Consider the following 12,456-nt stretch of genomic DNA (forward strand, 5'->3'; position numbering starts at 1 on the left):
AAAATAGTTTTTGGGCAAATGATTGTCATCGGGCGAGACTGGCAAAATTGCTAAAAATGGAACTTTTTGTTCCGATTTAATGTAAAATGTTTGTAAATTTTTTTGCAGACTCATAAAAATTGAAAAATGTGTAATAAAGGAAAATTTGGCCTTGAATTGCTAACTTGTTGATTGTCAATAAGTTACAAATATGAAAATTTTTCTTGCCGAATCAGGTTGCGTTTTTTTACGAAAAATCGGCTTTTTGACGCTTTTGGGCAGATAAAATCATTATATTTGACCTCGTAAAATTGCGCTCGGACTAGCGGGTGCGGTTCTCTATTTTGTGAAAGCAAAAGGTGAAGTTGGAAGAAGTTTTTATGGGAGATCATAAATGAAACGAAAAAATAGATCTGTAGCAGCAATATTGGCGTCTGTCAGTTTGCTGGCATCAGTGGGTGTAGCCCAGGAGGCGGAGAACTCTGCTCCTTCCGTGATGGGTATTCCGGGTGAATCCATCGATGAAGGCAAGAAATTTGCCCCGATTAAGTTGGACAAGTATGTTACCGATGAGGACAAAGCCGAAAAGATTAAGTGGTCCGTGTCCGGCAATAAGCAACTCAAGGTTTCTATTTCGCCTGAACGCGTAGCGACTATTGAAATTCCGGACCAGTATTGGAACGGTTCTGAAGATATCACCTTTATTGCAACTGATACCAAGGGCGCCTCGGGTTCCGAAACGGTGAACTTCAACGTGGAATCCGTAAACAACCCGCCTGAAGTCAAGCAGATTCCGGACCAGACCGTCGATGAAGGAAAGACCTTCGCGAAGATCAAGCTCGACGATTACGTGACCGACCCCGACCATCCGAAGAACCAGATTCTCTGGGAATTCGACATCTCTCCGATTGGCAAGGACCAGGCCGACGGCGACCTGAACGTGGAAATTGACCCGAACCGTGTGGCTTCCGTGATTATTCCGGATCCGAACTGGTACGGCTCTGCAAAGATCAAGTTTACGGCTACCGACGGCGAATACGCTAGCGCCTCTACGGCCGCAAACTTTGTGGTGAAGCCGATCAACGATGCTCCGGTGCTCCAGAAGATTCCGGACCAGACCATCGAAGAAAAGAACGAATTCGAATCCATCAGCCTGACCGATTATGTAGCAGACGTGGATGACGATGTCATGAAACTCAAGTGGACCATTTCGGGCAACAAGGACCTGAAGTTCGACATCGACAAGTATGGTTCTGCAAACATCAAGATCCCGAATGAATTCTGGAACGGCTCTGAAACCGTGACCTTCACGGCGACTGACCCGGACGGTGCGTCTGCCAAGGCGACCGCCAAGTTCACGGTCAAGTCCGTGAACGATGCTCCTGAATTCGTGCAGGAAGTCCAGGATCAGACCATCGACGAAAAGCAGGAGTTCAAGCCCATTGAACTGGACAAGCTGGTCAAGGATCCCGATCATCCTTTCGAACAACTTAAGTGGACTGTTTCGGGCAACAAGGATCTCGCCGTCAATATCGCCGGCAAGAACGCCACCATCAAGATCCCGAACAAGATGTGGAATGGTTCTGAATCCATCAAGTTCAAGGTCTGCGACCCGGCCGGTGCTTGCGCCGAATCCGAAAACAGCTTCACGGTGAACTCCGTGAACGACGTGCCGCAGCTCGTGAAGCAGATTCCGAATCAGACCATCGACGAAAAGAAGACCTTCGCGAAGATCAAGCTCGACGAATACGTGAAGGATGCCGACCACAAGAATTCCGAACTCTCCTGGGAAGCTGACGTGAAGCACCAGGGCAAGGAACCGCAGTCCGGTACTTTGTCTGTAAATATCGGTGACGACCACGTTGCATCTATTGAAATCCCGGATCCGTACTGGAACGGCGCTGCTGTCGTGACCTTTACGGTGTCTGACCCCGAAGGCGCTTCTGTCAAGCAGGCTGTGACCTTCACGGTCAAGTCCATCAACGATATTCCTGTGTTCAAGAAGATTCCGGACCAGGCTATCGAAGAAAAGAACGAATTTGCCTCCGTGATGCTCGACGATTACCTCTCCGATGCCGATCACGATCTCTCCCAGTTGAAGATCGACATTACGGGTAACAAGGACATCAAGGTCAACCTGAATAACAAGACTCGTGAAGTTTCTTTCAAGACTCCGAACGAACTCTGGAACGGTTCTGAAACCATCACCTTTACTGCTACTGACCCCGATGGCGGCAAGGCTTCTACCCAGATGAAGCTTTCTATCAAGTCCATCAACGACCCTCCGACCATGAAGGACATTGCTGAACAGTCCATCAAGGAAAAGGGCGAATTCAAGCCGGTTGAACTCGACAAGTATGTCGAAGACCTCGACCACACCAAGGCCCAGCTCAAGTGGACCGTGACGGGCAACCGCGAACTCAAGGTGTCCATCGACGGTAACCGCGTGATGAAGGTGACTCCGCCGTCTCCGCAGTGGAACGGTTCCGAAACGCTTACCATCAAGGTGAGCGACCCCGAAGGTGCTACCGATGAACGCTCTGTCGCTTACACCGTGGAATCCGTGAACGACGTTCCGGAATTCATCAAGCAGGTCGCTCCGCAGACTATCAAGGAAAAGGGCCAGTTCCAGCCGATCAAGCTCGGTGAAATGGTTCGCGACCTCGACAACAAGCTTTCCGACCTCCAGTTCACGGTTGACGTGAAGTCTACCAAGGGCAAGGAAGCTGGTCTCACTGTTGAAGTTGATGCCCAGCATGTGGCCAACATCAAGATTCCGAACAAGTTCTGGAACGGTGCCGATGAAATTACCTTTACGGTGACCGACCCGGAAGGTGCCAAGGCTGTGTCCAAGGCTCTCTTCACTGTGCAGTCCGTGAACGATGTGCCGACTCTCAAGAAGGTTCCGGACCAGATGATCGAAGAAAAGCATGAATTTGCTTCCGTCAACCTCGCCGAACTTGCTTCTGACCCCGACCACGCCTTTAAGGATCTCAAGTGGACGGTTTCTGGCAACAAGCAGCTCAAGATCGATATCGATAAGAACGGTGTCGCAACGATCAAGATGCCGACCAAGATGTGGAACGGTTCCGAAAAGGTGACCTTCACGGTGACCGACCCGGAAGGCGCTTCTGCCAAGTCTGACGCCGTGTTCACGGTGAAGTCTATCAACGACCCGCCGGTTATGAAGGATATTGCTAACCAGACCATCAAGGAAAAGGGTGAATTCAAGTCGATTGAACTTGACAAGTACGCCTCTGACGAAGACCACGATCAGTCCAAGCTCAAGTGGACCGTATCCGGCAACAAGCAGCTCAAGGTTGTGATCGACCCGAAGCATGTCGCTACGGTTACTGCCCCGAACAAGTTCTGGAACGGTTCCGAAGACATTACCTTCACGGTGACCGACCCGGAAGGGGCATCCGACAAGCGTACGGTGAAGTTTACGGTGGAATCCGTGAACGACCTGCCTGAATTCGTGAAGCCCATCAAGGACCAGAGCATTCCTGAAAAGCGTGAATTCGCGATTATCAACTTGAACGATATCGTGAAGGATGCCGATCACAAGCCCGACCAGCTTTCCTGGAGCTTCGACGTGAAGCCGGCGAAGGGTGCACCGAAGAGCTACACTCCGCAGCTCAAGGTGACTGTGGATGGCCAGCGCATGGCTAAGATCGTGATTCCGGACAAGTACTGGAACGGCTCCGAAGAAATTACGTTCAAGGTGGAAGATCCGGATGGCGGCAAGGCCCATTGCACGGCTACCTTTACGGTGCAGTCCGTGAACGATGCTCCGACCATCGGCAAGATCAACGACCAGATGATAAAGGAAAAGGAAGAATTCAAGTCTTTCAACCTGAAGCAGCTTATCAAGGATCCTGACCACGCCTATGATCGCTTGAAGATTGAAGTGACTGGCCAGAAGGATCTCAAGGTCTCTATTTCCAAGGACGGCGACGTTTCTATCAAGGCACCGAGCCCGCTCTGGAACGGCAACGAAAAGATCACCTTCACGGTGACCGACCCGGAAGGCGCAACCGCCAAGGCGACTGCCGCATTCTCTGTGCAGTCTATCAACGATCCTCCGGTCATGAAGGATATTGCTAGCCAGACCATCAAGGAAAAGGGTAGCTTCAAGTCTATTGCTCTCGACAACTATGTCGAAGACCTCGACCATCCGAAGAACAAGCTGAAGTGGAAGATCGAAGGCGCCAAGGAACTCAAGGTCGCCATGGATGCTAGCCACAATGTGTCTGTGTTGCCGCCGAACCCGAACTGGCACGGCAAGGAAGCCGTCAAGTTCACGGTGACCGACCCGGAAGGTGCTTCTGATAGCCGCTCCGTGACCTTCACGGTGGAATCGGTGAACGATGCTCCGCAGTTCGTGCGCGAACTCAAGGATCAGTCCATCGACGAAAAGAAGCAGTTCCAGCAAATCAAGCTCGACGATCTCGTGAAGGATCCGGACCACAAGAATTCCGAACTCAAGTGGACCTTCGACGTGAAGGCAAAGTCTGCCGCCGCTCCTGCCAAGGGCAAGAAGGGCGCTGCCGCTGAACCGGCTCCGTCTGCCAAGGATGGCCTGAGTGTCAAGGTGGACAACAACCATGTTGCAACAATCGTGATTCCGAACAAGTTCTGGAACGGTGCTGCCGACATTACCTTCACGGTGACCGACCCGGAAGGTGCAAAGGCTTCCAAGACCGCCCATTACGAAGTGCGTTCCATCAACGACGCTCCGGTGATTTCCGCAAGCGCTCCGAAGGGTGAAACCATCCGTGAAAACGGCGTGTTCAGGACCATCGACCTTTCGAACCTCGCTACCGACCCGGACCACAAGACTGCCCAGCTCAAGTGGACTGTCTCTGGCAACAAGTTCCTCAAGGTGAATATGCGTAAGGACAACACCGTCCAAATCGCTGTGCCGGATCCGCAGTGGAACGGCAAGGAAACGGTGACCTTCACGGTGACCGACCCAGAAGGTGCTTCTGCCAACCACAAGATGCACTTCGAAGTGACCCGCGTGAACGACGCTCCGGTCATCGCCAAGAAGATTCCTGACCAGAAGATCAAGGAAAAGCAGCTCTTCAAGCAGATCAAGCTCGACGAATACGTGAAGGACCCGGATGACAAGCCGAGCGAACTCAAGTGGACCGTGACGGGCAACAAGCTCCTGAAGGCTGAAATTTCTCCGAGCCGCGTGCTTACGGTTACGGCTCCGGACAAGAATTTCTGGTGCGCTCCGGAATCCATGGTTCTTATCGTGAAGGACCCGGATGGTGCCGAAACTTCTCAGATGGTGACCTTCGAAATCACCTCTGTGAACGACGCTCCGGTGCTCAAGAATATTCCTGACCAGAAGATCAAGGAAAAGGGCACGTTCAAGGAAATCGACCTGAACAAGTTCGTGCACGATCCTGACCACAAGCTCTCTGAATTGGTGTGGACGGTGAAGGTTGACAAGGTGAATGCCGCTCCGGCTGCAAAGCCTGCCAAGAAATCGGCCAAGAAGTCCGCAAAGAAGGGCAAGAAGGGTAAGAAGGAAGAAGAGGCCGAAGAACAACCGGCTCCGGCTCCTGTTGACGAATTCCAGGTGGAAATTGACAGCAAGAACATTGCTCGCGTGAAGATCGCCAACAAGTTCTGGAATGGCGAACGCAATGTGACCTTCACCGTGAAGGACCCCGAAGGCGCCTCTGATTCCAAGACGGTGAACTTCAAGGTTGAATCTGTGAATGATGCACCGGAAATCAAGCCGATCGCCATCCAGAGCGTCCAGGAAAAGGAACGCTTCAAGCCGCTCGACCTCGCTCAGTACATCTCTGATCCGGACCACCAGCTGTCCGCTCTGAAGATTGAAGTGGCTCCGACCCGCGCCCTCAAGGCTTCTATCAATGCCAAGAAGGAACTCGTCGTTTCTACTCCGAACAAGTTCTGGAGCGGAACCGAAAAGATCAAGATTGACGTTTATGACCCCGAAGGTGCTCGTGCTACTCAGCAGATCACCTACGAAGTGGTGCCTGTGAACGATCCTCCGGTCATCAAGCACATTGCCGGCCAGAAGATCAAGGAAAAGGAAAAGTTCGAAATTGTCGATCTCTCCAAGGCTGCCGAAGACCCGGATAACAAGCCCAACGAACTCCACTGGACCGTGTCCGGCAATAAGGACCTCAAGGTGGATATCAAGGGGACGCGTGCCCAGGTGCTGACTCCGAACCCGAACTGGTTCGGCAAGGAAACCCTCACCTTTACGGTGAAGGATATCGCCGGTGCATCTGCTTCCGCCAAGGCTACTTTCGAAGTCACTCCGGTGAACGACGCTCCGACCCTCAAGCCGGTACAGCCGTTCGTGATCGAAGAAAAGAGAACCTTTGCTCCGGTTGACTTCAGCAAGATGGTGAACGACCCTGATAACTCTCTCGAAGAATTGACCTGGACGCTCGACAACGATGTTCCGAATGTGAAGGGCAGGAAGGGTAAGGACGGTCCGGCCGTGAAGCATGAAATCAACTTCATGATTAACGAAAAGGGCCTGCTCCAGGCAGAAACTCCGAGTCCGTACTGGAACGGTATGGAAACGGTGACGGTGAACGTGTTCGACCCGGCTGGCGAAAAGGCTTCTGTCCAGGTGAAGTTCACGGTGAAGCCGGTGAACGACCCGCCGGTCGTGAAGAAGATTTCTGACCAGGAAACTCTGCAGGGTTCTGCCTTCAAGCCGATTAAGCTCGACCATTATGTTTCTGATCCGGATCACAAGAACACCGAAATCAGGTGGGCTGCTGCCGGTGCCAAGAATCTTGCTGTGCAGATTAACGGAAGCCGCGAAGCCATCGTGAAGCCGAAGAAACCGGATTGGTTCGGTGAAGAAACCATCATCTTTACCGCTAAGGATCCGGCCGGCGCTTCCGACAAGGCGATGGTGAAGTTTGTCGTAAAGCATGTGAACGCCGCCCCGATTATGCGCGACATTCCGGATGCAACGATCAAGGAAGATGACAACAATGGTGTAATCGCCGTGATCAAGCTTGACCAGTACGCACGCGACAAGGATCATCGTTTCGACGAACTCAAGTGGTCTTTCACTGGCAACAAGTTCCTTGAAGTGAAGTACGACAAGTACAAGAAGACCGCTACGGTTGCCCAGCCGCACCCGAACTGGAATGGCAAGCCGGAAAGGATTACCTTCACGGTGACCGACCCGGATGGCGCCAAGGCTTCTAAGTCTGCTCTGTTCACTGTGATTGCCGTGAACGATCCGCCGGTTGCTACTGCACAGACCTACATGACTCAGGAAGGTGAAGAACTCAAGGTGAGCGCCGCCGAAGGTCTGATGGCCGGTGTGACGGATGCCGATGGTGAAAAGCCGGTGTCTGTGCAGCTGGTGCAGAAGCCGCGCAACGGTAAGATCAACCTGAACGAACGTGACGGTTCCTTCACCTACATGCCGAACAAGGGCTTCAGCGGCCTTGACGAATTCAGCTTCAAGGTTCGCGATCCGGGTGGACTCGCCTCTCAGGTGACGACAGCCGAAGTCAATGTTTCCTTCAAGATGAAGGATCTCCGCGGTGGCGACACCAAGAAGAAGGCTGAACCGAAGAAGGAAGAGCCGAAGGAAGAGGAAAAGGCCCCGGCTAAAGGCAAGAAGAGGGGCAAGAAGGGCAAGCGCCGCTAATCCATAAGTGGCCTCGCTCTGCGAGCTTCTACCATAAATTTGAGTAAAGCTTAATAAGTGAAAATCCCGCTCTTTGAGCGGGATTTTTGCGTTTTTTGGGAATTTTTCTCCCGAAGTGGCTGTTTGGTGTTGAAAGGTTCAAAACGGAAAAAACTTGCAGAAGGCTTTTTTGCATCGTTTTTTGCCCCTGAAATATATTTTTGAATTGGATGCAAGGGCCTGTTGCCCATTGTAGTTTAGGGATGAATTTATGAAAAAAGGATTGTTTGGTGCTTTTGGACTTAGCCTGGCCGCTATCATCGGCATGCAGGCGACTGCCGCATACTCTGCTGAAAAGGCGGCAGATTTCAGCTGGAGCAACGTGAGCATGGGCGGGGGCGGATTCGTCTCCGCCGTGATCGCTTCTCCGGTCGACAAAGGGCTGTTCTACGCCCGTACCGACGTGGGCGGCGCGTACCGCTGGAACGAATCGACTGCCCGCTGGGAATCGATGATGGACTGGGTCGATGTTTCCGAGCGAGGCCTTTTGGGCATTGAAGCCATTGTCGTTGATCCGCAGGAATCGGGCGTTGTGTATATGGTGGCGGGAACCAGTTACTGGAACAACGGCCGTACGGCGTTCCTCCGCAGTAGCGACAAGGGTGAATCTTGGGATGTCCTTTACACTTGGGACGAAGACGGTGCCAAGGGGGCGAAAGTGGCACGCTTTGGCGCACACGGTAACGGCATGGGCCGCGGAAACGGTGAAGCCTTGGCGGTCGACCCGAACGATTCCAAGATTATGTTCTACGGCTCCAAGAACAAGGGCCTCTGGAAATCGACGGATAACGGAACGAGCTGGAGCCATGTGGATGCTTGGACCAAGGCCGCCGGGAGCGATACGACCTGGAATGGTTCGGGATTTAGCTTTGTGCAGTATGCTCCGGGCAGCTCCAAGGTGCTTTACGCCGGATTCCTACGTGAAGGGACGACGGCCAAGGGCACGTTCGAAAACGTGTTCACCTCGACCGACGGCGGTGCAAGCTGGCAGGCGCTCCCGATTCCGGATTCATTGCGCAGCACGGCCGGCGGGAGCATTGTGCGCCTGATGCCGCAGCGTGCGGTGGTTTCGGGCGACGGAAAAACGATGACGGTGACCTTTGCCGATGGCGCCGGGCCGCATTCCATGATGTGGGACGAAGGCTGGGGCATGATTTACGATGGTTTTGGTCGCGGTGCGGTGCTGCAGCTTGATGTGGCTTCGGCGACTTGGTCCGACGTTTCTCCGGAAAACTTCCTGGACGAAGGCGGTGACGCCAAGTACGACAAGGTGGACGTGAAAGGCATGGTCGACTGCGAAGCGACTGGCGGCAAGACTTGCGAAGATTATTACCCCTACATTGCTCCTTATGGCGGCATTGCTATCAATCCGAAAAATGCCAACGAAATGGTGGTGACCACTGAAGGTTACCGCGGTCCGCAGTTCTGGTACACGGCTACAAGCGACACCAGCGGCAAGTGGAGCGACCAGTGGGGTACTAACATTTACCACACGACCGATGGCGGCAAAACCTGGATTGCAAGCTTCAAGTACTATTGGATGGAAGGTGGTTTCTACCCGACGACGAAGCAGATGGATGCCAACGGAATTGGCTGGATGCATAATGGTTCTATTCACTGGTCCGGTAGCGTTGCCATGGATCCGTTCGACAACAACCGCGTCTTTGTGACTTCGGGTAACGGTATTTTCCGCTGCGACAACCTGAGCGATTATGTGTACAAGGAAGCGGAAAATTCTTGGGAAGAACCGCAGCTCACCATGAACCAGGTGTGGCATTTCTCGGCGCATGGCGTCGAAGAAACGGTGCCTTTCGAAGTGGTGAGCATTCCGGGTGGCCCCATGATTTCGATTATCGGCGACTACGACGGATTCCGTCACGATGACATTGCAAAATATCCGGCATTCAGGCACAAGACGAATGTTGGCGGCGATTATGTATCGTTGGGTACGACGCAGGGCCTTGCTTATGCTCCCAAGAGTGGCAAATTGGCCAAGGTGGCTGACAAGCGTGCCTACGAGGGCCAGTACAATGACATTCCCATTGCTCCGGTGCAGTATTCCCTTGACTCGGGCAAGACTTGGACGGTGGAAACCTATACAGGACCTGACAAGAACGCTGCCAAGGGTACTGTGGCTCTTTCGGCAAAAGGTACATACACCATCTGGGTTCCGATGGAAGGAACGACCGATGTCTACCGCAATTACAACGGCACGACTTGGGAAAAGGTGACGGGAATCGATAACACCGCCTACGTGGTGGGCGATCCTGAAAACGACGACGTGTTCTACGCCTACGCCAAGGCGGACGGCAAGTTCTACAAGAGTACCGATGCGGGCGCAAGTTTCAAGGCAGTGAGTACGCCTGGTGAAAGCGCGTTCAAGAAGTTCCGTGCCATTCCGGGCTACGAGGGTGACTTGTGGTTGCCTGTCGCTATTCAGGATCGGTCGAACGGAACGCCGGCAAGCGGAAAACTTTTGCATTCGACCGATGGCGGTGCTACCTGGGCTGCGGTTGAAGGCGTCGGTTACTGCGAAGCGGTGGGTTATGGCGCACCCAAGGAAAAGGGTGGCTACCCGGCAATTTACGTTTTCGCAACAGTCGGTAAAGTGACGGGTGTGTTCGGCTCTGACGATAAGGGTAAAACCTGGACTCGCGTCAATGACGACGGTCACGAATACGGCGGCCTTGCAAACGGCGAATTCGTGATGGGCGACATGAATACTTATGGCGTTGTGTACATGAGTACGGCTGGCCGCGGCATTGCAGCTCGCGTGCCGAGCGACTGGAACATGGGTTCCTCGAGTTCTGAAGGAAATACGAAGATTGCTCCGTCTGCTAAGGTGATTGCTTCGGCCTCGGTAACTTATGCAAACGGTAACCTAGAACTGCACTTGAATGCAACCGTTGCTCGCGTGAGCGTGTTCGACATGCGTGGCAAGAAGATTTCTAGCCGCTATTACAGCAGCTCTGCCTCGGTGCCGCTCAAGGAACTGGTGCGTGCCAAGGGCAGCTATTTTGTTCGAGTCGATAACGGCAAGAAGGTGCTGTTCGCAAACCGCGTGATTGTGACGCGATAGTGGAAATAGATAATTGGTTGTCTGAAAAAAAGTCCCGCTGGGTTTAACCGAGCGGGACGTTTTGTTGTCTAAGTTCTAAGCTCTACCAACTATTTCTTCTTCTTCTTGCTTTCGAGCCATTCGTCGAAGGTGATGCTGCGGTCGATGACGCCGTTCGGGGTCAGTTCGAGCACGCGGTTCGCGATCGTCTGCACGAATTCGTGGTCCTGGGAACAGAAGATAATCGGGCCCTGGAAGGCGGTGAGGCCGTTGTTGAGGGCGGTGATGGCTTCCAAGTCCAGGTGTGCTGTCGGTTCGTCGAGCAAGAGGCAGTTCGCGTTGCTGAGCATCATGCGGCTGAGCATGCAGCGCACCTTTTCGCCACCGCTAAGCACGTTCGCGCTCTTGAGGGCTTCTTCGCCGGTAAAGAGCATGCGGCCGAGGAACCCGCGGATGAAGGTTTCGTCCTGTTCCTTGCTGTACTGGCGCAGCCAATCTACGAGGGAGAGGTCGCAGCCGAAGTAGGCGTCGTTGTTTTTGGGGAAGTAGCTGTAGCTGATGGTGTTGCCCCACTTGAGCACTCCATCGGGTGCCTTTGTTTCTTCGGCGATGAGCTGGAAGAAGGCGGTCTTGAGCGTGTCGTATTCACCGACGAGTGCGACCTTGTCGCCGCTGTTCAGGCTGAAGTCTAAGTTCTTGCAGATGATGCCGTCGCCGCCATCGATGGTGGCGTTTTTGACTTCGAGCACGATCTTGCCCGGTTCGCGGTCCATCTTAAAGTTGACCCACGGGAACTTACGGCTGGATGCCGGCATTTCTTCGACGGTCATCTTGTCGAGGAGTTTCTTACGGCTGGTTGCCTGCTTGGCCTTGGCGGCGTTAGAGGCGAATCGGCGGATGAACGCCTTGAGTTCTTCGATCTTTTCTTCGGCGCGGCGGTTCTGGTCCTTGCGCTGCTTCTGGGCGAGCTGGCTTGCTGCATACCAGAATTCGTAGTTACCGCCGTAAATGTTGATCTTGCCGTAGTCGATATCGCAGGTGTGAGTGCAGACCGCATTGAGGAAGTGACGGTCGTGGCTCACCACGATGACGATGTTTTCGAAGCGTTCGAGGTAGTCTTCGAGCCAGCCGACGGTTTCCAAATCCAAGTGGTTCGTCGGTTCGTCAAGCAACAGAATATCCGGGTTGCCGAACAGCGCCTGGGCGAGGAGCACGCGCACCTTGAGGCCTGCGTCCAAGTCGGCCATGAGGCTGTAGTGGAATTCTTCGGGAATGCCGAGGCCCTTGAGGAGCACAGCTGCGTTGGAGTCGGCTTCGTAACCACCGATTTCACCGAAGCGGGTTTCGATTTCCATGGCCTGCATACCCTGTTCTTCCGTCATTTCGGGGAGTGCATAGAGTTCGTCGCGCTTCTTGCCCAGCTCGTAGAGTTCGGGGAAGCCCATCATGACGGTTTCGAGAACGGTATTCTGTTCGTAGGCGAAGTGGTCCTGCTTCAGGACGGCGATGCGTTCGCCCGGGTCCTTGGTGACTTCACCGGTGTTGGGTTCGAGTTCGCCCGAAAGGATTTTCAGGAAGGTGGACTTTCCGGCGCCGTTCGCGCCGATGACTCCGTAGCAGTTGCCGCGCTTGAAGGAGAGGTTCACTTCCTTGAAGAGGACGCGGCTACCGTATTGAAGACTGACATTAGAAACGTTGAGCATAAATT

Annotated in this window: 3 protein-coding genes; 2 read left to right on the forward strand and 1 reads right to left on the reverse strand. The window is 53.5% G+C overall.

Annotation, left to right across the window (positions count from 1 at the left end; translation table 11 throughout):
• Window positions 1-373: 373 nt before the first annotated feature.
• Both BUA93_RS05590 and BUA93_RS05595 read left to right on the forward strand, forming a co-directional pair.
• A complete protein-coding gene (locus tag BUA93_RS05590) occupies window positions 374-7,651 on the forward strand; it encodes a tandem-95 repeat protein (RefSeq protein WP_083597166.1) in 7,278 nt (2,425 codons plus the stop codon).
• A gap of 250 nt (window positions 7,652-7,901) precedes the next feature.
• Complete coding sequence (locus tag BUA93_RS05595; RefSeq protein WP_083597168.1) at window positions 7,902-10,769, forward strand: T9SS type A sorting domain-containing protein; 2,868 nt, start codon at window positions 7,902-7,904, stop codon at window positions 10,767-10,769.
• Between the two features lie 89 nt (window positions 10,770-10,858).
• Here the strand turns inward: BUA93_RS05595 and BUA93_RS05600 are convergent, their stop codons facing one another.
• Window positions 10,859-12,451, reverse strand: a complete 1,593-nt coding sequence (locus BUA93_RS05600) for an ABC-F family ATP-binding cassette domain-containing protein (RefSeq protein WP_072978194.1) — start codon at window positions 12,449-12,451, stop codon at window positions 10,859-10,861.
• Between the last annotated feature and the right edge of the window lie 5 nt (window positions 12,452-12,456).

It is taken from the genome of Fibrobacter sp. UWH4 (genome assembly GCF_900142475.1).
Taxonomy (GTDB): Bacteria; Fibrobacterota; Fibrobacteria; order Fibrobacterales; family Fibrobacteraceae; genus Fibrobacter.

Coding starts and splice junctions, on each gene's coding strand:
- BUA93_RS05595 (WP_083597168.1), top strand. CDS start 7,902: ATGAAAAAAGGATTGTTTGGTGCTTTTGGACTTAGCCTGGCCGCTATC.
- BUA93_RS05600 (WP_072978194.1), bottom strand. CDS start 12,451: ATGCTCAACGTTTCTAATGTCAGTCTTCAATACGGTAGCCGCGTCCTC.
- BUA93_RS05590 (WP_083597166.1), top strand. CDS start 374: ATGAAACGAAAAAATAGATCTGTAGCAGCAATATTGGCGTCTGTCAGT.